Genomic DNA, 22,957 nt, shown 5'->3' on the forward strand with positions numbered 1-22,957 from the left:
TTGTTCCGTTTTGAGGCCTTTGATCTCTATTTTATATTTGATTGACTGATCAATCAATAAAAACTCTGACAAATGAAGGTCAGAGTTTGTGGCAATGGAAACGTCCGCGAATAAGGTTGCGGGCTTGCGCGTATTGTCCGCTCTGCATACATTTGAGAGATGAGCAGAGCTTTTACCAAGGAACAGGATGACGCTCCGACTGATCTCGGTGAGCGTCCCATTAGCCCGCATCGTAATCTCGTCACGCCGGATGGCATGAAGCTGATTGAGGACGAACTTGCGCGGCTGCACCGCGAATTGGCTGAGGCCAATGTCGCGGGAGAACGCTCCACAATTGCGCGTCTTTCACGCGATTTACGCTACTGGACAGCGCGCCGCGAAACGGCTGAGCTGTCCGTGTCGGAGCGCGATAGCAACGTTGTGCGTTTTGGAATGACGGTCGAACTCGAAGATCTCGACGGAACGGCCCGCACATGGACCATCGTCGGCGAAGACGAAGCTGATCCGGCCAAGGGTAAAATATCTCACATGGCCCCGGTCGCCATCATGCTTTTTGGTAAACCGGTAGGTGACGTCGTCATGATCAACGGCAAGGAGTGGGAGATCGTGGCTGTTAGTGGTTGAACTACAACCACCCCTTCCTGCGGAAATAGAAAAGCGGAAGCAGGGCAGAGGCAACCATCAGGCCAAGCGCCATTGGATATCCCCACGGCGAATTCAATTCCGGCATGAAAGAGAAGTTCATGCCGTAAATGGACGCAACCAGTGTCGGCGGCATGAAGCCCACAGCCGCAACGGAGAAAATCTTGATGATGGCGTTCTGCTCGACGGAGATGAGTCCAACAATTGTATCGAGTAGGAATGTGACCTTATTGGATAAAAAGTCCACGTAAGCGACGAGTGATTGCGCGTCGCGTTCGAGCGACTTGATCCATGATCGGGTGTCTTTCTTGGTGGCGACAGGACTGTTGATCGCAGAAAGATAAACCAGCATGCGGCTGACACCAGCCAGGCTTTCACGCATTCTGGACAGGAATGTTCCTTGTCCACCGATCTGTGTGAGGATGTGCCGGAAATCCTCAGTCGTCATTGGTCTCGCCTTCGGCTGGCGGCGATAGATGGAATGCGAAGCTGCATCGATCTTACCAGCCACACCTTCCAGAATATCCGCGAGCCTATTGGTGGTGGCCTCGATAATGCCCAGCATGATGGACAGGCCAGAGCACTTGGCCGGGATCAATCCGTTACCTGGCTTTATTGCGCGCGCAATGTAGATGCTGACGGATTTGGGATTCGCGTAACGCACGGTGACGAGCCGCGAGCCGTGCAGGATGAAGGTGACCGGCGCCAGTTCGCGGTGATCGAGATCAACAGCATGTAGAATCGGAACGGTCAGATATTGTGCACCGCTTTCCATGTAGAAGCGGCTCGATTCTTCAATTTCCGTCATATCTTCGCGTGTAGGAATGGAGATGCCTGTCCATGCTTCGACGATGTGATCTTCATTGACGCCCGGCGCGAGCAGGTCGATCCATATGACATTGTCGGGCAAGGGGTTCCCCGGTTCCACCTCGACGCTTTCGAGATGATCTCCGTTAAGGCAGTAAAGCGTAATCATGCGGCACCCGGTCAAACAGTCTCAATTTTAGCCTGCTACATTGCGCGATAATTGTTAACGGAATGCGGCAAGCACGGTTAAAGCAGATTGGGCGCATCGCGAAAAGTGTGAAACGGTTTTCGGGATACGCGTTATGCGCCCATGTAATCCACATTGACATGAGAGATTGTGACATATAAATGATCAAATCATCTGATGACTTTGGTGAATTATGGAAGCATTATCGAGAAAAAGCCTGGCGGAAGCAGCCGAGCAATCCATTCGGTCTGAAATTACAGCCGGCAATTGGCGCGTGGGCGAGCAATTGCCCAATGAAGCGAGCCTCTCTGCCAGACTTGGTGTCAGCCGTGGAACTGTACGTGAAGCTGTGCGAGCGCTGGTCGCTCAAGGCATGCTGGAAACACGACAGGGGTCTGGAACCTATGTGTTATCCGCATCCGACACGAGCCGCAGCTTTGATCGCATTCGCCATACCAGTCTGCGTGATCGTTTTGAAACGCGGGCTGCCCTTGAAGTTGAAGCGGCGCGTCTTGCCGCGCAACGCGCAACATCGGAAACGATCCGCCATCTTGAACTGAAGCTGGAGCAGCGCAATAAACGCGCTGACGAGAACAGAACCGATTTTGTTTTGCGGGATTTTGCCTTTCATGAAGCCATTGTTGCAGCATCGGGCAATAGCGCGCTGGTTGCGGTCTATGCGTTCTTTTCCCAGTCCATCCGGGAATCGATAGAAGCCACACTCGACGGAGAGTTGCCGGAACCAGGTCATGAAGAACATCGCGCCATTATAGAAGCCATAGCAACCGGCAATCCCGATTTGGCGGGCGCTGCGGTGCGTCGATTTATGACGCCTCTGATTGAAGAACTTGAAAGGCTGTTGGCATCATGAGCCACACAAATGAAGTTCCGTCGCGTCCCGTGACGGAGGAAGAACTGGCGCAACATGCAGAGCCATTTGTCGATGCGGAAGCCGATAGTGTGCCGCAGCCTGCCGCACAGCGCCTGCCAAGTCCTGCTTTGCGTGTGCTGCTTGGTCTGAGCCTCGTGCTGATTGCAGCTAACTTGCGCCCTGTCTTTTCAAGTGTTTCCGTCCTTCTGCCCGAAATCATAGAAGCCACCGGCATGTCGGCAACTGCTGCAGGTCTTTTGACGACCTTGCCGGTTGTCTGTCTCGGTGTATTTGCACCTTTTGCACCTCGTCTCGCACAGCGGTTCGGTGCTGAGCGTGTATTGCTTTTTGTGCTGATTGTTTTGACCATAGGCACCGCAATCCGCGGCATCGGCAATTCGGCTTCCCTCTATATTGGCGCAATATTAGCTGGCGCTGCTATTGCGACCGGCAATGTTTTGCTGCCCGGCGTGGTGAAGCGTGACTTCCCGAAAACGGCTGCGATTATGACTGGCTTTTATACGATGGCGCTGTGTGGTGGCGCTGCTGCAGCTGCGGGCTTTACCATTCCGATTGAACATATGCTCGGCGGTTCATGGAACTTGGCGCTGGCCTTCTGGGCTATTCCGGCAGCTCTCGTGCTTGCTCTGTGGTTGCCGCAGGCGCTGCGGGCAAAGCACAATGTTGCGCATTCCGGATTTAAAGTCATCGGGCTGTGGAAAGATAAGCTTGCCTGGCAGGTCACACTCTTTATGGGGTTGCAATCCTCCATGGCCTACGTGGTTTTCGGCTGGCTTGCTCCGATCTTACGCGAGCAGGGCTTGAGCGCGACCGCAGCCGGAGGCCTGGTCTCGTTCTCAATCATGGTGCAGGTCGTTACCTGTCTTGCTATCCCGTCGATTGCTGTTCGACAGAAAAGCCAAAGCCTGCTCAATGCAGTGCTTTGCATCAGCGCGGCCCTTCCGCTGATAGGCTTTCTTTATCTGCCGCAATGGAGTTTCTGGATACTTGCAGCCATTCAAGGAATTGGGCAGGGCGGTCTGATTGCCGCTGCGATGATGGTGATTGTGCTGCGTTCGCCAGATTCCCATACAGCCGCGCACCTCTCAGGCATGGCGCAATGCGTAGGTTATACGCTGGCCTCCATCGGGCCACTGGTCGTGGGAATGATCCACGGTGCTACAGGCAGTTTCGAAGCTTGTGGTATCTTCTTCGCACTGCTGGGCGTGGGCGCTGCAATCAATGGCTGGGGTGCTGGACGGGCGCAGCATGTTGGCGTGAAAGTTATAAAAGAAGCATAAGAAAAGCCCCGGTTCTCCGGGGCTTTTCTTGTTAATGTGAACTCAGATAAACTGTCCGAGGCCTGGGATCGAGCCGACCACTGCATCGACGGGTTCGTCGCCAGCCTTTTCCTTGGCAAAGCGGATGGTTTCTTTGGCAACGCCAGAGATTTCACCCATGCCAAGACCTGCACCCATCAACTGAGTACCAAGGCCCATCACGCCACCCATAAGTCCGGAAAGCAGACCACCACCCTTCACTTGTGAAATGGCTTCATCGGCACCCGGAAATGCTGCGAGCAGCTGCTGTACTTTGTCAGCTGGCCCTTCCTTCTGCAGAAACGCCAAAATCATGCCAACAGCTTTCTGTGCTGTTGCCGCATCGATGCCGACATTCGAGGTGATGCGCGCGATCAGTTCATCCATGAGAGTCTCCCAAATTTCTTACGTTTACGTAATATGCATTCTCGTTAGCGCTTTGCAAGCTTTCCTAATTCAAAATATTGGGAAATTTCTGCATTCCTATGACGGCAAATAAAGTATCCAAGCCAGAATTCGGCTTTATCGTTGTTGCGCGACGGTGGTGCTAGTATATCGTAAAGGAAGCAAACCTTTTACGGAGCGACCTGCCTAATGACCGCCGACGATGCAATTTTCCTTGGTGCAAGCCGCAAACCAGATGATTCCTACCAGCAGCCGGAATATCTGGCACTGAAATACGGGAACAGGCACGGGCTTGTAACCGGTGCAACGGGTACCGGTAAGACGGTGACATTGCAGGTTCTGGCTGAGAGCTTTTCAGCAGTCGGTGTTCCGGTTTTTTGCGCCGACATCAAGGGTGATCTTTCGGGGATCGCGGCGAAAGGTATCGTTAATGATAACCTGACCAAGCGCGCAACAGAGATTCACCTTGACCCTTATGAAATGCGGGCTTCTCCGGTTATTTTCTGGGATATTTTCGGTGAGCAGGGCCATCCGGTTCGCGCGACCATTTCCGAAATGGGACCACTGCTGCTTTCGCGCCTGATGAACCTCACGGATGCGCAGGAAGGCGTGCTTAATGTTGCTTTCCGTCTCGCTGACGAAGAAGGCCTGCTTCTGCTGGATTTGAAAGATCTGCAGGCAATGCTTACAGAAATGGCAGAGCGCTCCGCTGAACTCTCTGCAAAATACGGCAACGTCAACAAGGCGTCTGTCGGTGCAATCCAGCGTTCATTGCTTGTGCTTGATCAGCAGGGCGGTTCCAAGTTCTTCGGCGAACCGGCGCTGCGCATTGCTGATCTGATGCGCACCACGACCGACGGACGTGGCGTGATAAGCGTGCTTGCGGCTGATAAGCTGATGATGAGCCCACGTCTTTATTCGACATTCTTGTTGTGGCTTATGTCGGAATTGTTCGAGGAACTGCCGGAAGTCGGCGATCCGGACAAGCCGAAGCTCGTATTCTTCTTCGATGAAGCGCATTTGCTGTTTGATGAAGCGCCAAAGGCGCTGGTCGATCGTGTGGAGCAAGTGGTGCGTCTGATCCGCTCTAAGGGCGTCGGCGTTTATTTCGTGACGCAGAACCCGCTTGATGTGCCGGAAACTGTTCTTGCCCAGCTTGGTAATCGTGTGCAGCACGCGCTGCGTGCCTATACGCCGCGCGAAACAAATGCAGTGAAGACGGCAGCCGATACGTTCCGTCCAAATCCTGATTTCAAGACTTTTGAGGCAATCACCAATCTTTCGACCGGTGAAGCACTGATTTCAACATTGCAGGCCAAGGGTGTACCTTCAATGGTGCAGCGCACGTTGATCCGCCCGCCATCGTCGCAGATTGGTCCGTTGACGCCAGAAGAGCGCGCAAAGATTATAGCAGCGAGCCCTGTTTCTGGTCAGTACGATCAGACCGTCGATCGCGATTCAGCATTTGAAATGCTGGCCAGAAAGGCACAGGCCGCAGCTGTGGCACAGCAGAAAGCCAAGGAAGAAGAATCCGGGCAAGGTGGCAGCATTCTTGGTGATCTGGTGGGAACCGCACTCGGAACTGGCCGCCGTTCAGGGCGTCAGACCGTTGCCGAAACAGCAATGAAGTCTGTGGTTCGCTCGGTCAGCAACTCACTCGGCCGTGCGCTGGTTCGCGGTATTCTGGGTAGTTTCAAGCGCTGATTTATGCTGGTTTGAAATGAAAAAAGCCCCGGAAATCCAGGGCTTTTTTAATGCATTTCGCGAGTTCCAGATTACATAACCAAAATAGGCGACTTAGCTGGTACGCGATTATAAAGGTCGATGATGTCCTGGTTCATCAAGCGTACGCAGCCCGAAGAAACGGCTTTACCAATCGACCACCATTCAGGATTGCCGTGCAGACGATAAATCGTGTCCTTGCCATCCTTGAAGATGTAAAGAGCGCGTGCACCGAGCGGGTTTTTGAGACCTGGGGCCATGCCGCCATTGCGTGAGCTATATGGCTCGAGTTCCGGCTGACGGGCGACCATCTCATCCGGTGGTGTCCAACGTGGCCATTCGCGCTTGTACTGAATAACGGCGCGGCCCGACCATGCAAAGCCGTCGCGACCAATGCCGACGCCGTAACGCATTGCCTGGCCATTGCCCAGTACCAGATAGAGGAAGCGATTGGTGGTATCGACAACGATCGTTCCCGGCATTTCGCCTGTCGGATCCTGAACGACCTGACGCAAATAGCGCTTATCCATTTTCTGGATCGGAATAGCAGGCAGCTGATAGCCATTGTCTTCCACTGCGGCATACATTGATGCCCAGCTGCCGTACGAGGCGTCTACATTCGCCTGCGGGGTCCTGTTAATAGGATTGCCTGAAGCATCCACATCGACAATTGGAACATTCTGCCCCAACTGAGCACAACCGGCGAGGCCGGCCGCCGCTGTTGCTGTCATGGCCGTAAGAAAAGAACGGCGGGTAAGGGTGGTGTGCATATGAAAACCAGATTAGTGACGGGAGGAGCTACAGATACAACGGTTAGGGTTAATGAAGTGCGACCAACCCGTTGTTTTGATCACAAGTTGCGGTGTTATAGGGATGCCAAACGCTATTGTTCGGCGATTTGTGGGAGCAAAACGCCCCATAATTATGGCTACCAGCCGTTCGTAATAAGGCCTAAACGTGGCTAAAAGCCCGGGATAGGCCTCGTGTTGCCGTTGCGACACAATTTTGGTCACAACAGACGGTTGTTGCACAAAGTTGCCCGTTCAAGTTTTAGTGAGATTCAATCAAGGAGCTGAAGGCTCGGCAAAATCAAAGTGGGCGGATACTGCTTGTATTCGTCGGGCTGGTTGGATCGATTGATCCAGACCGAGCGCATGCCGAATCGCGCGGCCCCTGCAACATCCCATCTATTGGAAGATTGAAACGAAATTGCAGACGGGTAAAGCCGCCACTGCGTAGTAACCAGTTCATAGACCGCAGGTGCGGTTTTGTAGCGCTGCACAGTGTCTACAGAGATCACATCGTCGAGCAGGGCATCAAGCGCCGCTGATTTAACCGCAGCCTCCAACATGGCTGGAGAGCCATTGGAGAGAATGGCTAACCGCGCGCCGCGGCTCTTGAGGTTTTTGAGTGCTGCTGGCACTTCAGGATAGCAATCGAGTTTCCAGTAAGCATCAAGAAGATCGGTGCGAAGGGTCGGGTCTACGGAAGGGTATCTTGCAAAAGCAAAATCCAGAGCGTGTTCCGTCAGTGTCCAGAAATCTTTGTAGGCTCCCATCAGGCTTAAAATCCACGAATATTCCAGTTGCTTGGCGCGCCAAAGTTCCGAGAATAAACGTCCATCAGGTCCTGCTTTATCCTCATGTTTACGCACGGCTGAGTGCACATCAAACAATGTGCCATAAGCGTCGAAAACATAGGAACTATAAGACACCGATTTTCTCCTTTCGTGCATCAATCTTAAAAAAAGTAAAGTGGACCTTATCCTTATGCAATTTCAATAAAAATTCATTGCGTTGAGCAGCAAATTTAGAATATGCGCCATTGCCGCCCGAAGCGTTGCGGCCTATGTAAGTTGCGCACGCAAGTTTTCGGGTATGTATCCGCTCTGCCCGCCGCAAGCTGAAAGACAAAGAGGAGAGTTCCAATGGCTTTTGAACTGCCCGCCCTTCCGTACGATTATGACGCACTTGCCCCGTTCATGTCGCGCGAAACGCTCGAATTCCACCACGACAAACACCATCAGGCTTACGTTACCAACGGTAATAAACTGCTTGAAGGTTCAGGTCTTGAAGGCAAGAGCCTCGAAGAAATCGTCAAGGAAAGCTTTGGCAAGAACCAGGCGCTCTTCAACAATGCTGGCCAGCACTACAACCATCTCCATTTCTGGAAGTGGCTGAAGAAGGACGGCGGCGGCAAGAAGCTGCCAGGCAAGCTGGAAAAGGCGATTGAATCTGATCTTGGCGGCTACGACAAGTTCCGCGAAGACTTCATTGCTGCCGGTGTTGGTCAGTTCGGTTCGGGCTGGGCATGGCTTTCGGTCAAGAATGGCAAGCTCGAAATCTCGAAGACTGCAAACGGTGAAAGCCCACTCGTTCACGGCGCAACACCAATTCTTGGCGTCGACGTATGGGAGCATTCCTATTACATCGACTACCGTAATGCGCGTCCGAAGTATCTTGAAGCTTTTGTCGATAGCCTCATCAACTGGGATTACGTGCTTGAGCTGTACGAAAAGGCATAATCTGCCGCGTCAGTATGAGATATGGAAAGCCCCGCGAAAGCGGGGTTTTTCTTTTTCAGAATTTATGAATAATCGAAAACATGATTATTAAAATCAAGAATTATGCCTGTTTAAATTGTGGGTACGGCAGAATATCGAAACTGTTAAACAATAGTATTTTTATCATGTTTTTCACGTTCTCGTGAATTATCTGTAATAATCGATATAAGTTCATCATGTTACTTTTGATTGTTGGAATTTATTCGGTGCCTTTGTTGCAAAGGTGACGATTGTATCGGATATTTGTACCAAGAGGCGAATTTTGTTCAGTTTTTAGATGCGGAGGATCGCATGCGTTCATTTTTCCTTGTTGTCAGTTCAGTTGCGACTTTGGCCGCTGGTGTGGCTCATGCCGATGTGATTGCCGACCGCCAGGCGATCATGAAGGATATGGGGCGTTCAGTTGGACAGCTTGCACCGATGGTCAAAGGTGAGAAGCCTTTCGATGCTGCTGCGGCTTTGGCTGCACTTGAGAAACTTGATGCTGACGCAAAGAAACTAGACGTCGACACGCTGTTCCCCGCTGGTTCCGATCAAGGGGACACAGAAGCTTCACCCAAGATTTGGGAAAACAAGGAAGATTTCGTCAAGCATGTCGAAAAGTTCCGCTCAGATGCCGCTGCTGCGCTTGCCGCAAAGCCACAGGATCTTGATGCGTTGAAACCAGCGTTCCAGCAAGTCGCTGCCAATTGCGGTTCATGCCATCAAGCTTATCGCGTGAAGAAGAATTAATTCAGAAAACCATGGTCCGTAAACTCGCATATGCCGCAGGCGCTATAGTCATCATGGGTGCTGCTACCTTCTGGGTGCTGACAACGCCTCAGACGGTGGACCAGTCGGTAATCGCATCCATGCAGCCGGGTGATGCAACAAAAGGTGAGCAGGTGTTCTGGGCAGGGGGCTGTGCTTCCTGCCATGCTGCGCCCGGCGCATCGGGTGATGACCGCAAGGTGCTTGCGGGTGGGCATGAGCTGGTTTCTGATTTTGGCACATTCATTGCGCCCAATATTTCTCCTTCAGAGCAGGGGATCGGTAACTGGACCCTGCATGACTTTGCAAATGCAATGTTGAAAGGCACAGGGCGGGCAGGGGAGCACCTCTATCCGTCTTTCCCTTATACATCTTACGCAAAGATGCAGCCGCAGGACGTTGCGGACCTCTTTGCTTACATGAAGGCCCTGCCTGTTTCTGATAATGTGGCAGCGCCGCATAAGCTCGACTTTCCCTTCACGATCCGTCGTGGATTGGGGCTTTGGAAACAGCTCTATCTTTCGGACAAACCTGTCGTCGAACTTGCAAGCGCATCCGATCAGGTGAAGCGTGGGCAATATTTGACGGAAGCTCTTGGCCATTGCGGCGAGTGCCATACGCCGCGCAATGTCATTGGCGGGCTTGATAATAAACAGTGGATGGCCGGTGCCCTGTCGGCTGAAACAGGTGGCGACGGCCGCAAGGGTATCGTTCCCAATATAACGTCTGGTGAAGGCGGCATTGGTGAATGGGGTGAGAATGATATTGCTTATGCATTGCAAAGCGGCTTCACACCGGATTTTGATTCGCTTGGTGGTTCAATGGCAGATGTAGTGGCCAACATGGCGCATTTGACGGATGCGGATCGTGCCGCAATTGCAGCATATCTCAAGGCTATTCCAGCGCATAAGAATGGCTATCCAGCACGTTAATACCAAGGCGGCTCAAGATGCTGACGCATCACGCCTTGAAAATGTTCAATCGCCACACGGGCTTAACCAAAGTCCGATGAGTCTTACTCAATGAACTTTGGTATAAAGCATTCGAGCCAAAAGTGAGACCACTTTCATCGGGAGATTAGGCTGTTCTGATCTCTTCGAGTTCAAGCTCCTTTATCATCACTTGCCGCATGACGAATTTCTGAATCTTGCCTGTTACAGTCATCGGAAACTCGTCTACGAAACGGACATGCGCCGGGATTTTGTAATGTGAGATGCGCTGCTTGCAGAATGCCAGCAGTTCTTCTTCACCGAGTTCATGGTCTCGATGTAGTTTGACCCAAACGCAAATTATCTCACCGAACTTATTGTCTGGAACACCGAAAACCTGGGCATCGCTGATGGCCGGATGGGTGAATAGAAACTCTTCAATCTCCCGCGGGTAGATATTTTCATCTCCGCGAATAATGAGATCCTTAATGCGCCCGACAATGTTGCAATAACCTTCCGCATCAATGGTCGCGAGATCACCTGTATGCATCCATCCCGCATCATCAATTGCCTCGGCAGACGCGGCTGCGTCGGCCCAGTAGCCGCGCATGACACTATAACCGCGGGTCAGCAATTCGCCTTTCTCGCCGCGTGGTGCGATCGTGCCATCTACATTGATGATCTTCACTTCAAGATGCGGATGGATGCGACCCACTGTCGATACGCGCTTTTCCAGCGGGTCGGTCGTTGCACTCTGAAAACTGACCGGGCTTGTTTCGGTCATGCCATAGGCAATCGTGATTTCGCTTTGATGCATTTCGCTGACCCCCCGGCGCATGATTTCAATCGGGCACGGCGAACCAGCCATGATGCCAGTGCGCAGACTGGTGAGATCAAAACGCGCAAATTCCGGATGGTCGAGCATCGAAATGAACATGGTCGGCACCCCATGCAGGCCGGTACATTTCTCGTCTTCGACTGTTTGCAGTGTCAGCAGCGGATCGAAGCTGTCATTGGGGATCACCATACACGCGCCGTGCGTCACACAGGCCAGATTGCCCAGAACCATGCCGAAGCAGTGATAGAAAGGAACCGGAATACACAGCCGGTCCTGTTCACTGAGCCGCATCGCCTCGCCAACGAAGAAACCATTATTGAGGATGTTGTGATGAGTGAGCGTCGCACCTTTTGGGCTGCCTGTGGTGCCACTGGTGAACTGGATATTGATGGGATCGTCAAATTGCAGCTCGTCTGCAAGCTGTAGTCGCTGTTTAATCGTGGTAGTGTTGCCGGAGATTGCGACTTTATCGAAATTAAACATACCAGACGTTCGTTCCTCGCCTAGGCGAATAACACAACGCAGAGCCGGTAGTTGTTCCGCGCTCAGATATCCTGGTCGAGCATCGTCAACCTCTGGAACGATGGAGCGCAGGATTTCAATGTAGTCGCTGGTTTTGAGCGAAGGCGCGAGGATAAGCGCTGCACATTCCACCTTTGCCAGAACATGCTTGAGTTCATGTGCGCGATAGGCCGGATTGATATTGACCAGAATGAGACCGGCCTTCGCACTGGCAAACTGCGTGAACAGCCATTCCAAATTGTTGGGTGACCAGATACCGATGCGCTCGCCGGGTTGAAGGCCGATGGCAAGCAATCCTTCGGCCAGTGCATCGGTACGGCTCTTCAATTCGGCATAGGTCAGTCGGATATTCTGGTGACGAACCACAACTGCCGGATGATTGGGGTATTTCTCTGCTATCAGGTCGAGGTGGTTGCCGATGGTGTCGCCGATGAGAGCTGTTTCGTTCGCACCGTGGACGTAGCTTGCTTGCTGCATATATCCAATACTCCCAATCGATAAGCTATGCGCCTCTCGGGCAGCATGACATTAAGATGGAGGGCGCAAAATCACAGTTTTGTCGTTATCGTTTCGTGCAGCGCACTACGGTTGGCAGTCCGGCGTTGGTGTATTTGCTCTGCATTGTATAGAGCCAGCCTTTGCATTCCGACATGGTTTTGAAGCAGCGGAAGCGGTCGATGGGCACCAACCCGTCACCGTCACTCACAAAAGGGGAATCATCCACACCGCTGAACTGGCCGATGATAACGCCACTGCCGCGCGGCGGCGTATTGCAACGCTGACCCGCAAATTCACTAACGTTTTTGCGAACCTGAGCATTTGCGGTAGTAACGAAAGACAACGCAACAAAGGCAGAGACGATCAAACTGATTAAAGCTATTGAAATGGCGATACCGGGACGCAACATCGGGTTCTCCCTTGATCCAAAGCTATTTAAAGCATTTCCAGCAAAAGTGGGAACCGGTTTTGCGTTCGAAAATGCGTAAAAACAAATAGTTACAGCGGTTCCGACGATTCAATATTAACTGGAACCGCTGTAACTGAAGTGATTATACGGCATCTGGGGAAGTTTTCTAAGCCCAAGTTTTCGTGCAAGTTCAGATGATTGTTCGCTGAATTAGAGCGCCGTGCACCCATTTGGGTGCACAAAGGTCGCTCTAACACTTTCAAATGAGAGCATAATTTTACCTTAAACTGATCCAAGTTTAAGGAATTATGCTCTAGTATCTCGAACTATTCTTGATCTTTCTTTGCGTGGCATATTTGTTGACAGAAGGGGATATTTGTCACTAGACAACGGCAGGTTCCGGCACCTGCCGCCTGCAGACTGATGTCTCGGTGAAGTTCGGCGATTTGATTGTTTCACCCTCGAAGCATTTCGTTGGTGGTAACGCAGGCATCCATCGCAATTGAAATGTGATTTGAGGAGTCTGTGATGCCTTCGGGACAATCACTCGATAATCGTTTTTTGCATGCTTCTCCGGCGCGCGTATTCTTGGCCAATGTGCTGCCCATGACACTCATCATGGTTATGAACGGCTTGCTGAGCGTTGTTGATGCCGTTTTTCTAGGTCATTTTGTTGGCGCTCGTGCGATGGCTGCGGTCAGTCTGGTGTTTCCTGCCGTTATGCTCACAATCGCGATGTCCACGCTTGTGAGTGGAGGCATGTCGAGCCAAATAGCAAGACAATTGGGTGGGAGCAGGATTGCAGAGGCTTCAGCAACGTTTGCCCGCGCTCATGGTCTGGCACTTGTTATTGCTCTGGCTTTGATTGTGCTCTTTTTTCTTGTCGGACGACCGTTGATCAATGGCATGGCGGACGGAGACGTGCAGCTTGCAGAAATGGCTTATCTTTTTCTGCTGATCACCATGCTTACCTTGCCTCTGCAATTCATACTTGGGCTTCATGCCGATGCATGGCGCAATGAGGGTAGGGCTGGCCTGATCGCTGTGATGTCTGTCGGGGTGACGCTCGCAAACATTGTGCTGAACTATATCCTTATTGCGGAAATGGGACTTGGTATAGCGGGATCGGCGCTGGGTACGGCTTTTGCGCAGGCGCTCGGCTTGCTGTTACTGCTCGGTTTCAGGCAATTCAGGCGAGGTGCAATATCGCTGGATGTTTTGTGGCGTAATTCTTGGGTCGAGGGCTGGGCACGTATTGCCGGACTAGGCGCCCCATTAAGCTTGAGCTTCATCGGCATTGCATTGAGCACAGCCTTCGTGATCTGCGCGCTCCGGCTTTCTGAAGGCATGGATTACGCTTTGAACGTCGCGGCCTATGGCATTGTGATGCGGATTTTTGGCTTCACTTATCTGCCTTTGATGGCGGTGGCGCTCGCCATGCAAAGCATTGTTGGTAATAATGTTGGCGCGGGGCTTTATAAACGTTCGGATACTGTGCTGCGCATCGCGCTTACCACGGTATTCATTTATTGCCTCATCATCCAGATTGTTGTTCTGACGGTAAGCAATTCCATAGGCCTGATCTTTGTCGATGATCTTGCCGTAAGCCATGCCGTTGGAGAGATCATTCGTCCGATGACCTATGTTTATCTCTTCATTGGGCCGGTTTTGGTTTTCGCGCTCTATTTTCAGGCAATTGGTCAGCCTACGCGGGCAGCGATTTTGACACTGAGTAAACCGTTTGTGCTGCTCCCTGCTTTTGTCACAACACTCACAGCGTTTTGGGGTGGAAAAGCGATTTGGTTCGCCTTCCCACTGGCAGATTGCATGATCGCGGTTATAGCTTTTGCGGTTATGATCAGTGCTCTTAAAAAGCGAACGCCTGCCGGCGGGCTGGGCTTATCGCCCATAGCGTAGTTGTTGGTCGAACATAAAAACTAAAACTCCCGCCGGATCTTCATCAGGCGGGAGTTTTTAGTTTCATGAAGCTTAATAATAAGAGGCTAAGCTTTTCCGACTGCCTTCAGCGCAAATGCATAGGTGTAGGCGACTTCTTCCAGTCGAGAGAAGCGGCCTGATGCACCGGCATGTCCTGCATCCATATTGATGCGGAAGAGAACCGGATGATCATCGGTTTTGAGTTCACGCAGCTTGGCAACCCATTTCGCTGGCTCCCAATAGGTAACGCGCGGATCGGTCAGACCAGCTACTGCCAAAATGCGTGGATAGGCCTGCGCGCTGACATTATCGTAAGGCGAATAGGCTGCAATGTTACGATAATCGGCCTCAGCGGTGATCGGATTGCCCCATTCCGGCCATTCTGGCGGCGTCAGCGGCAGCGTATCATCGAGCATGGTGTTGAGCACATCCACGAATGGAACTTCCGCGATGATGCCGCCAAAGGCTTCCGGTGCCATGTTGGCGATTGCGCCCATCAGCATCCCACCCGCCGAGCCGCCATGAGCAACGATGCGATCATGGCTGGTGAAGCCTTCTTTGACGAGATGCTCTGCTGCGGCGATGAAATCTGTGAACGTGTTGGTCTTCTTTTCACGCTTGCCGTTTTCGTACCACGCAAAACCTTTGTCTTTGCCGCCGCGAATATGCGCAATGGCATAAATGAAGCCACGATCAACAAGTGAAAGCCGTGATGTGCTGAAGCTCGCCGGAATGGTGATGCCGTAAGAACCGTAGCCATAGAGCAGGCATGGTGCAGAGCCGTCAAGCTGTGTGTCCTTATGATAAATCAACGAAACGGGAACCAGTTCGCCGTCAACCGCAGGCGCAAGGATACGCCGCGTTACATAGTCTTCGATATTGTGGCCGGAAGGCACTTCCTGCGTTTTGAGCAACGCGCGTTCACGCGTGTCCATATTGTAATCAAACAGCTGTTCAGGCGTTGTCATCGAAGAATAGGAGAAACGAATGACATCCGTATCGTATTCCGCACTGCCGTGCAGGCCGAGCGAATAGGCTTCTTCATCGAATGCTATGGCGTGTTGCTCGCCGGTTTCACGATCACGGATAACGATGCGTGGCAGGCCATTGTCACGCTCCATCCAGACCAGATGTCGCTTATAGGCAGAATGCGAAAGGATCAGCCGTCCTGGTACTTCGGCGACGACTTCTTCCCAGTTTTCCTGCTGTGGTGCCGATGCAGGTGCGCGCATGATTTTGAAATCTTTGGCGCCATCGATATTGGTCAGAATGAAAAACTCATCGCCACCGGGCGCGATATCGTATTCGACGCCCGTTTTGCGGGCCATGATCAGCTGCGGTTTTGCAGATGGATCGTTGGCAGGCAACGACCAGCATTCCGAAGTCTCGTGATCATGAATATCGATGAAGATGAAGTCATCGAGCGCAGAGCCTCCGACGCCAAGGAAGAAACCGGGATCCTTTTCCTCAAAGATCAGCTTGTCCTGCGTCTGTGCCGTCCCGATCTCATGGTAGAAGACCTTTGACGGTCTGTGATTTTCATCCAGCAAAGTATAGAAGAAACCTTTGCTGCCAGCATCCCAACTGCCTCCGCCATTGGTATCAGTAAGAATGTCTTCAAGATCCGACATGCTGTCGAGATCACGTACCTTGAGCTTGTAGAACTCTGACCCCTTGTCGTCATATCCCCAGATCAAACGATTGTGATCGGGAGAATGGTCCGCAGATGCGAGGCGGAAATAGGCTTTGTCTTCTGCTTCCTTGTCGCCATCAAGCAGAATGGTTTCATCGCCGCCATCGCGTGGTGTCCGAATGAAATAGGGCTGTTCGCCGCCAGTCCGATAAGAGACGCCGTAAGCGAAAGGGCCATCCTTTGACGGAATGGATGAATCGTCTTCCTTGATGCGTCCGCGCATCTCGGCGAAAAGTTCTTTCTGAAGCGCATCCGTGTCCTGCATCAAAGCAGTCTGATAGGCATTTTCTGCGTCCAGATGATCGCGAATTTCGGGCGCCAGAACAGAAGGGTCTTTGAAGACTTCCTGCCAGTTGTCAGCGCGGAGCCATGCATAGTCATCGGTGCGGGAGATGCCGTGACGGTTATCCTTCGCTGGATGCTTTGGTGCTTTGGGTGGCTGATGAGAATTGGTGTCGTGTGGCATGTAAAATCCAGTAAGAAGCAAATGAAATCAGTCCGAACTGTGCGAAGGTTCGGACTGTAAGAGCTAAGTTATTATTCTTGATCGAAGATCAGTGCGTTTCCGTTCATGCAATAGCGAAGACCCGTTGGCGCTGGGCCGTCCGGGAAAACATGCCCCAGATGGGCGTCGCAGTCGGAGCAGCGAATTTCGGTGCGGTTCATACCATAGGAATGATCTTCAAAGGCCGCCACGGCACCTGGCTCGATTGGCTGATAGAAGCTCGGCCAGCCGGTCCCGGATTCGTATTTCGCTTCCGATTTATACAGCGGGCGATCACAGCAAACGCAGCGATAAGTACCGTGTAGGGAACTGTCGAAGTTCGGACTGGAGAACGCACGTTCAGTGCCGTGCTGACGGGTGATCTGGTACTGGATCGGCGTAAGCTGCTCGCGCCATTCCGCATCAGTCTTTATGACCCTCAGTGTGCGGGATTGATCGGCAGAGTTAGACATTTATATCTCCTCTCTTGTGCGAAGCCGTATGGATTGGACAGACGCACAGTGCAAATTGGGCATAAACTCTTCAACACACTACTAAATTGCTTGTGCATCTGAATGCCGGCATGTGCTCTGTGGTTCGTGGCAATTATATAGTTGGTGGATAAGCCAAATGCGAGCTGATCTGAGTGAAATATATTTTAGTTATGCCTTTTTGCTGCCCGACTCCTTATTCAAGGTCGTAATCAATAAATTGTGTTTGCAGTGGCAGTGGTAAATAGACTTGGCGGAAAAAATCTATTGCTTATGTGTGAGCTACAAATTAAGGAAGCGGCGGAAAAGAGATGCTAATCCCCCCATCTTCGAGAATATACGACAGAGCTGACAACAGCGCCGAATGCGTTTGGCTAGTTTGAATAGCGCTTGACGTTTTGTGTTTAAGTACACTGTATTTACACATCCAAGAAGAATTCAATTCTGTTAATGTAATGTGGTTTGACAATTCTATTGCAAATGGCACTATTCATTGTTATTTGCATCGCGGAATGAGTTGGGCAGGGCATAAGAATTTCGTGTAGACGGCAATCGGTTCTGAGAGTCGCAGTCTGCTTGAGCCAAAGCAAAGACAAAAAAAGGAAAAATAATGGAAAACCCTGAAATCTTCGACGAAAGCGCAGAGTTGCTTCTCAGCCTTACTGCTGATGTTGTTGCTGCTTATGTCGGAAACAACTCCATTCGTGCAAGCGAACTGCCTCTCCTGATTTCGGAAGTGCATTCTGCTTTCAAGCGTCACGTTGAGCGTGAAGAAGCTCCGGTCGTTGTGGAAAAGCCGAAGCCAGCCGTTAATCCGAAGAAGTCGGTTACTGACGATTACATTATCTGCCTGGAAGACGGTAAGAAGTTCAAGTCGCTTAAGCGTCACTTGATGACCCACTATAGCATGACTCCTGAACAGTACCGTGAAAAGTGGGACCTTGATCCTAACTACCCAATGGTTGCCCCTAACTACGCAGCAGCCCGTTCGCGTCTTGCTAAGAAGATGGGCTTGGGCCGTAAGCCTAAGGACGCGTAATAAGAATCTTGCTGAAGTGTGAAGCTTCGCTTTCGATATCGCAGTGATCATATTTTAGAGCGGCTCCAATTGAGACTGAATCGTTGGAACCGCTCTATGTATTTGTTGTTACGTATTATCCTGAGCAAACCCGCATCGCACTTTGTTGGGAACGCTTTAATAGTGGCCCGGAAAGCATGGAATTTTCTACATGCGTTTCGGGCCATTATTTTAAGTTTGGTTATTTTGCCGGTATTCGCCGTATATGTCTCCCGCCAAGACGATCAAATGCCTGCTTTAAGGCGATGTGGCGGTTGAGATCATAGCTCCAGTGACTGTTGACGCCTCTTAGACGTTCACGTTCAATCAGCCGACTGAGCTTGGTTTGTGCCTGCGCCCGCTCTGCGTCCGGTGCGCCTAGCAGCTTATCCATATCAATCCCAGCAATCATTTGAAGTGCTACACGCTGCATTGCGCACATGCGTTCTTCTTTTCGAGCAGTTAGAAAATTCATGCTCGCTTCTTTCAGTGCAACTTCCATCATTTTGACCCTCATCAGTTTGTTTCTGGTTCGGGTGACAGGATCACTCATATTTGGTTCTGTTGGATAAGATTCCTATTTTATTTGTTTTCAGTGGATATGCGTTCATTTGCGCGTTGTAAAAAACTTATCCACGCTTGCAATTTTCTCATTATAAGAAGATATTCCTATTACGGTGAGGAAAGATGAATGTCTTTGGAACTAACAGATATCATCCATACCCGGGCTGAGGCTCTTGAGGTTCTAAACGTGATCGCAACGCGACACGGACGAGCGCTCAAGATCGATAATTCTGGTCGTGCGTTGGGGCGGAGGCGACAGGAAAAAAGCGTGGAACTTTGTGATGCACTGATTGATCTGTTGTCCGCATATTTTTCTGTTAGCGGTGCAGAACTGCGCTCGCCCTTGCGATGCAGACGGGAAGTCGCACAAGTCAGGCAGTTGGGGATGTATCTCGCACACACGTCGTTCGGAATGGTGATGAGCGAAGTTGCGGTCGGGTTTGCACGGGATCGTACCACAGTCATGTATGCCTGCCATCTGGTCGAGGACAGGCGCGATGATGAAGGTTACAATGCTATTGTTTCCACGCTGGAAAAGGTAGTCAGTTTGGGATTCTCGGCTTGGAGAATGGCGGCATGAGTGAAGTGTTTTCAACCTCCGAAGCAAGAATCCTTCGCTTTTTGAAGCAAGGCGGATGTGATGTTCAGGACTCTGTACGTGATACGCACGTCCTGCTTGTGGGAGAACAGGGTACGATCGCTGCAACGCGTGTGGAACTCGAGGCGATGCAGAAGCGTGGCATCCTAAAGTGCGAAGGGCAACGCTTGGTGATCTCTGGGGCTACCCGTAGGACAGCGAGTAAAAGCTTAAAAACTGCGCGCAAGACAGAGACCGTCGAATTTGAACATGGGGAGAGGATTGAAATCAATCCGTCTGAATCCCCTTTGGCTAAGCTCTATCGTCTCCGCAATAGCGATGGCGAGACTTTCATTTCTGACGATGAGTTTCGGGCAGGCGAACGGTTGCGCTCCGATTTTACCCGCGGCTCCATGATGCCATCGATTTCGGCTCGATGGGATGTCGGCATTAGCAACTCAACGCGGTCGGGCTCAGGCGGAATGGCCGAACTCACCGATATTGCGCTTGCAAGTCGGATGCGGGTAGAGCGCGCATTGGAAGCAGTTGGACCTGAATTAAGCGGCGTTCTGATCGATGTGTGTTGTTTTCTCAAAGGTCTTGAGACTGTCGAGCGCGAACGTCAATGGCCGGTGAGGTCAGGAAAAATGCTGCTCAAGATGGGGCTTGCAATGCTGAATAGACATTACAATCCGCAAGGAAAAGAGCGTCCATCTCCCACGGTTCTGCATTGGGGAGCGAGTGATTATCGACCAACTGCCCATCCTGGCCAGGGTTGAATCGGAACGCATCCCGAAAAGTGTGAAACGGTTTTCGGATAAGATGCGCGGATTGACTGCATTGACCTGACCGAAAGTTTAAATAAAAAGCAGTCAAGTACGGGGGTGAGAATGCAAAGCAGTCGGCAAAATCTGGAACGAGTTCTGTCAAAGCTGGAGGCGCGTGCGGGCGACGAACAGGTGTTCGGCACGGTCTATGCGAATGAAGCACGTGCTGAGGCCGATGCTTCAGACAAACGCCTGCAAGAAGGGTGCTTGCGCGGTCCACTCGATGGTCGAATTGTTTCGATCAAAGATTTGTTCGATGTGAAAGGGGAGCCGACATTAGCGGGTTCCGTCATTCGCAAATCGGCTTTGCATGCGCAGTGCGATGCAGTCGTCGTGCAGAGATTGAAAGATGCTGGCGCCGTCATTGTCGGCAAAACGCATATGACCGAATTTGCATTTACCGCGGTTGGATTAAACCCGCATTACGGCGTGCCGGGTAATGCGATTGATTCAAATAGAGTCCCCGGCGGCTCCTCCTCAGGAGCTGCGGTTTCTGGAGCTGAAGGCACCAGCGAGATTGCCATCGGTTCCGATACAGGAGGCTCCATTCGCATCCCTGCGGCTCTGAACGGCTTGGTCGGTTTTAAGCCGACCGCGCGCCGCATTCCCTTGGATGGTGCTTTTCCGCTCACGCCCGCTCTTGATTCAATCGGACCTTTGGCAAAGACTGTTGCCGACTGCATTCTTGCAGATGCTGTAATGGCTGGTGAAGCGCCCAATCTGCCAGAGGCAGCATCATTAAGCGGTCTGACTATAGGATTGCCAAAAGGGCTACTTTTGTCAGAGTTGGTGCCGGAGGTGGCGGCTGCGTTCGATTCCGCAATTTCAGTTCTGGTTGCAGCTGGTCTGCCGATTGTTGAACTGGAATTGGATGATCTCATTCTTCAACTACGCGATGCGACGCGCATCGGTTCGATCGTTGGCATCGCGGCCAGTCGTATTCATGCCGAAACATGGCTCAAAGACCCAGATGCGAATGTCGATGACAGGGTAAAGCATACGCTTGCAAAGCGGTTGAACGTCTCCGATGAGGACTTCACGGCGTTGATGCATACGAGAACAAGGCTCGTATCTGAAGTGGATCAGCGGCTCGCTGGTATCGATTTTTTTGTGACGCCGACAACGCCGATTGTCGCGCCCACAATTGCATCGGTCAGCGAGGATGCTGCGGAATATGATCGCGTTGAGGGGCTTTTGTTGCGAAATACGCAAATTGCCAATCAGTTCGATCTTTGTAGCATAACACTACCCCTACCAGTTACGGGAATGCCGGTCGGTCTGATGATGACAGCACGCAATGGAACCGACAGGCAGTTGTTGTCCGCAGCACTTTTAGTAGAGCAGTTGCTAAAGCATGTCGCAGTTAAATGAACCCATTTGAGCGCGACATACTCTACAGAATAATTCCTTAAACTTGAATCAGTTTAAGGTAAAATTATGCTGTAAATATAAAGTGTTAGAGCGATCTTTGTGTGCCCAAGGGCGCGCACGGCGCTCTAGGCTGAAACTTTCAGCGCTTCGGCATCACGACGGATACGCGCAACCATGGAACGCAGACCATTTGAGCGCTGCGGTGTGAGGTGCTCATCAAGCCCGAGTTTTTTGAGCACTTCTTCTGCATCAGACGAAACGATTTCTGAGGCCTTACGGCCCGAATAGAAAGCCAGCACGATAGCGACCAGACCCCGCACGATATGTGCATCGGAATCACCAAGAAATTCGATAACCGGATCGTTGCCTTCATGCGGAATGGTTTTGAGCCACACCTGGCTGACGCAGCCCTGCACTTTGTGCGCTGCATCGCGGGCGTCGTCTGGATAGGCTGGTAATTCCTTACCCAGATCAATCACATAACGATAGCGGTCTTCCCAATCGTCGAGAAATTCGAAGTCGGAGATGATGCTGTCGATGGTGGTAGTCATGATACTTGCCCGAAATCCATTTGGTATATGCGGCCTATATAGTGATAAAAGCCGCAAACGTCACGGAAAACCGTTGGTCTTTGTGGGAATTGCGCCGGTTGGATAATGCGTAAGAATAGATAGTTAGAGCGGTTCCGACGATTCGATCTTAGCTGGAACCGCTTTAAGCGTGCGCAGTGCCACTGAACGCGGCGTGGGAATCGGAACAACGTGTGATGGGCTTTGTGTCGGCTCCGCTGGCAGCTCGTTCTTTGCGATAATAGGCTCATCCGGTAGAGGCGCTTGTTGTTTCGCGCCGAAACGATCACTCAGATATTCGAGTATGCCGCCACTACGTTCGAGCATTCCGCTTGCGGCGTTCGAAAGGATTGATGTTCCGTTTTCACAGAATGATGGGTTGTTTACGCAGAGCTTGCCGATTTCCAATGCTGTTTTGCCATTGGCCAATAGCTGATCAACAGAGTCGGGCTCGCCTTTGGCCTGAACTGGAGCCTTTTGAGGTGGTGTTTCTTCGTCCGCAGGAAAGAAGTGCGGCATTACCATGAATGCCAGCGACAGCCAGATTACGGATTTGATGAGAAAACGGATCATTACGCTCGAGGGTTGTTGGCCGGGATTGGTGGGATCATTGTCTTCTCAATTTGAAAAGATTCCGTAACCAAGTCGTTAGAGCATAATTCCTTAAACTTGGATCAGTTTAAGGTAAAATTATGCTCTCATTTTAAAGTGTTAGAGCGACCTTTGTGCGCCCAAATGGGCGCACGGCGCTCTAGAGCCTGTTCGAGGTGTTTTGTTGGCACCTCTCAATGTGTCGATATCCACCATCTGTTTACCATAGCGGAAAAACTCGGGCTCTGATCTGTCAGATTCTGCATAGAGACGCTCAACATGCTCTCGCTTTATCGTTTCTTTAAAGCCTCACCTGCAATTCTAGCGTCAACA

Annotated in this window: 23 protein-coding genes; 12 read left to right on the forward strand and 11 right to left on the reverse strand. The window is 51.5% G+C overall.

The window, feature by feature from the left end; all coding sequences use genetic code 11:
- The first annotated feature begins 159 nt into the window (after positions 1-159).
- A complete protein-coding gene (locus CES85_RS12175) occupies positions 160-624 on the forward strand; it encodes a GreA/GreB family elongation factor (RefSeq protein WP_095446232.1) in 465 nt (154 codons plus the stop codon).
- Between the two features lies 1 nt (position 625).
- Here CES85_RS12175 and CES85_RS12180 read toward each other — a convergent pair whose 3' ends face one another.
- Positions 626-1,618 carry a magnesium transporter CorA family protein gene (locus tag CES85_RS12180; RefSeq protein WP_024897243.1) on the reverse strand — a complete coding sequence of 331 codons (993 nt, stop codon included), beginning with the start codon at positions 1,616-1,618 and terminating at the stop codon, positions 626-628.
- Between the two features lie 211 nt (positions 1,619-1,829).
- Between CES85_RS12180 and CES85_RS12185 the strand changes: the two genes are divergently transcribed.
- Positions 1,830-2,507 (forward strand): FadR/GntR family transcriptional regulator, encoded by a 678-nt coding sequence (locus CES85_RS12185; protein WP_095446233.1) that lies wholly within the window; start codon positions 1,830-1,832, stop codon positions 2,505-2,507.
- Positions 2,504-3,808 carry a CynX/NimT family MFS transporter gene (locus tag CES85_RS12190; RefSeq protein WP_095446234.1) on the forward strand — a complete coding sequence of 435 codons (1,305 nt, stop codon included), beginning with the start codon at positions 2,504-2,506 and terminating at the stop codon, positions 3,806-3,808. The genes CES85_RS12185 and CES85_RS12190 overlap by 4 nt, the downstream gene beginning before the upstream one ends.
- A 42-nt stretch (positions 3,809-3,850) precedes the next feature.
- Here CES85_RS12190 and CES85_RS12195 read toward each other — a convergent pair whose 3' ends face one another.
- A complete protein-coding gene (locus CES85_RS12195) occupies positions 3,851-4,213 on the reverse strand; it encodes a hypothetical protein (protein ID WP_095446235.1) in 363 nt (120 codons plus the stop codon).
- Between the two features lie 207 nt (positions 4,214-4,420).
- Here CES85_RS12195 and CES85_RS12200 point away from each other — a divergent pair, with 207 nt between their 5' ends.
- On the forward strand, positions 4,421-5,935 hold the full coding sequence (locus CES85_RS12200) for a helicase HerA-like C-terminal domain-containing protein (protein WP_095446236.1): 1,515 nt from the start codon (positions 4,421-4,423) through the stop codon (positions 5,933-5,935).
- Between the two features lie 71 nt (positions 5,936-6,006).
- Here the strand turns inward: CES85_RS12200 and CES85_RS12205 are convergent, their stop codons facing one another.
- Together CES85_RS12205 and CES85_RS12210 are read right to left on the reverse strand one after the other, a co-directional pair.
- Positions 6,007-6,723, reverse strand: coding sequence for a L,D-transpeptidase (locus CES85_RS12205; protein ID WP_095446237.1), 717 nt, complete (start codon positions 6,721-6,723; stop codon positions 6,007-6,009).
- Positions 6,724-7,013: 290 nt separating this feature from the next.
- The gene (locus tag CES85_RS12210; RefSeq protein WP_095446238.1) at positions 7,014-7,667 is read right to left on the reverse strand and encodes a haloacid dehalogenase type II; all 654 of its coding nucleotides are present in this window, start codon (positions 7,665-7,667) and stop codon (positions 7,014-7,016) included.
- A 213-nt stretch (positions 7,668-7,880) separates the two neighbouring features.
- On the opposite strand from CES85_RS12210, the gene CES85_RS12220 reads away from it, so the two are divergent.
- The 3 genes from CES85_RS12220 to CES85_RS12230 all read left to right on the forward strand — a co-directional run bounded on the left by CES85_RS12220 (position 7,881) and on the right by CES85_RS12230 (position 10,198).
- A complete protein-coding gene (locus CES85_RS12220; protein WP_095446240.1) occupies positions 7,881-8,477 on the forward strand; it encodes a superoxide dismutase in 597 nt (198 codons plus the stop codon).
- Positions 8,478-8,807: 330 nt separating this feature from the next.
- Positions 8,808-9,248: a c-type cytochrome gene (locus CES85_RS12225; protein WP_095446241.1), complete on the forward strand. Its 441-nt coding sequence runs from the start codon at positions 8,808-8,810 to the stop codon at positions 9,246-9,248.
- Between the two features lie 11 nt (positions 9,249-9,259).
- A complete protein-coding gene (locus CES85_RS12230; RefSeq protein ID WP_095446242.1) occupies positions 9,260-10,198 on the forward strand; it encodes a cytochrome c in 939 nt (312 codons plus the stop codon).
- Positions 10,199-10,343: 145 nt separating this feature from the next.
- Here CES85_RS12230 and CES85_RS12235 read toward each other — a convergent pair whose 3' ends face one another.
- Positions 10,344-12,032 carry an AMP-binding protein gene (locus CES85_RS12235; protein WP_095446243.1) on the reverse strand — a complete coding sequence of 563 codons (1,689 nt, stop codon included), beginning with the start codon at positions 12,030-12,032 and terminating at the stop codon, positions 10,344-10,346.
- Positions 12,033-12,117: 85 nt separating this feature from the next.
- Entirely contained in the window at positions 12,118-12,462 is a 345-nt protein-coding gene (locus tag CES85_RS12240; RefSeq protein WP_095446244.1) for a hypothetical protein, read from the reverse strand.
- A gap of 528 nt (positions 12,463-12,990) precedes the next feature.
- Here CES85_RS12240 and CES85_RS12245 point away from each other — a divergent pair.
- Positions 12,991-14,379, forward strand: a complete 1,389-nt coding sequence (locus CES85_RS12245; protein ID WP_095446245.1) for an MATE family efflux transporter — start codon at positions 12,991-12,993, stop codon at positions 14,377-14,379.
- An 86-nt stretch (positions 14,380-14,465) separates the two neighbouring features.
- On the opposite strand, the gene CES85_RS12250 is transcribed toward CES85_RS12245, so the two are convergent.
- Together CES85_RS12250 and msrB are read right to left on the reverse strand one after the other, a co-directional pair.
- Entirely contained in the window at positions 14,466-16,559 is a 2,094-nt protein-coding gene (locus CES85_RS12250; RefSeq protein WP_095446246.1) for a S9 family peptidase, read from the reverse strand.
- A gap of 71 nt (positions 16,560-16,630) precedes the next feature.
- The gene (msrB, locus tag CES85_RS12255; protein ID WP_095446247.1) at positions 16,631-17,050 is read right to left on the reverse strand and encodes a peptide-methionine (R)-S-oxide reductase MsrB; all 420 of its coding nucleotides are present in this window, start codon (positions 17,048-17,050) and stop codon (positions 16,631-16,633) included.
- A gap of 628 nt (positions 17,051-17,678) precedes the next feature.
- Between msrB and CES85_RS12260 the strand changes: the two genes are divergently transcribed.
- Positions 17,679-18,107 carry a Ros/MucR family transcriptional regulator gene (locus CES85_RS12260; RefSeq protein ID WP_024897256.1) on the forward strand — a complete coding sequence of 143 codons (429 nt, stop codon included), beginning with the start codon at positions 17,679-17,681 and terminating at the stop codon, positions 18,105-18,107.
- Between the two features lie 220 nt (positions 18,108-18,327).
- Here the strand turns inward: CES85_RS12260 and CES85_RS12265 are convergent, their stop codons facing one another.
- Positions 18,328-18,630: a cytoplasmic protein gene (locus CES85_RS12265; protein ID WP_095446248.1), complete on the reverse strand. Its 303-nt coding sequence runs from the start codon at positions 18,628-18,630 to the stop codon at positions 18,328-18,330.
- A gap of 192 nt (positions 18,631-18,822) precedes the next feature.
- On the opposite strand from CES85_RS12265, the gene CES85_RS12270 reads away from it, so the two are divergent.
- The 3 genes from CES85_RS12270 to CES85_RS12280 all read left to right on the forward strand — a co-directional run bounded on the left by CES85_RS12270 (position 18,823) and on the right by CES85_RS12280 (position 21,464).
- The gene (locus tag CES85_RS12270; protein ID WP_095447856.1) at positions 18,823-19,269 is read left to right on the forward strand and encodes a helix-turn-helix domain-containing protein; all 447 of its coding nucleotides are present in this window, start codon (positions 18,823-18,825) and stop codon (positions 19,267-19,269) included.
- Complete coding sequence (locus CES85_RS12275; RefSeq protein ID WP_095446249.1) at positions 19,266-20,045, forward strand: DUF6456 domain-containing protein; 780 nt, start codon at positions 19,266-19,268, stop codon at positions 20,043-20,045. The genes CES85_RS12270 and CES85_RS12275 overlap by 4 nt, the downstream gene beginning before the upstream one ends.
- A 111-nt stretch (positions 20,046-20,156) precedes the next feature.
- Entirely contained in the window at positions 20,157-21,464 is a 1,308-nt protein-coding gene (locus CES85_RS12280; RefSeq protein ID WP_095446250.1) for an amidase, read from the forward strand.
- A gap of 125 nt (positions 21,465-21,589) precedes the next feature.
- Here the strand turns inward: CES85_RS12280 and CES85_RS12285 are convergent, their stop codons facing one another.
- Positions 21,590-22,015, reverse strand: a complete 426-nt coding sequence (locus CES85_RS12285; RefSeq protein WP_095446251.1) for a SufE family protein — start codon at positions 22,013-22,015, stop codon at positions 21,590-21,592.
- A 123-nt stretch (positions 22,016-22,138) separates the two neighbouring features.
- Positions 22,139-22,606, reverse strand: coding sequence for a hypothetical protein (locus tag CES85_RS12290; protein WP_095446252.1), 468 nt, complete (start codon positions 22,604-22,606; stop codon positions 22,139-22,141).
- Positions 22,607-22,957 lie beyond the last annotated feature (351 nt).

The sequence above is a fragment of the Ochrobactrum quorumnocens genome (assembly GCF_002278035.1).
In the GTDB taxonomy this organism is placed as follows: domain Bacteria; phylum Pseudomonadota; class Alphaproteobacteria; order Rhizobiales; family Rhizobiaceae; genus Brucella; species Brucella quorumnocens.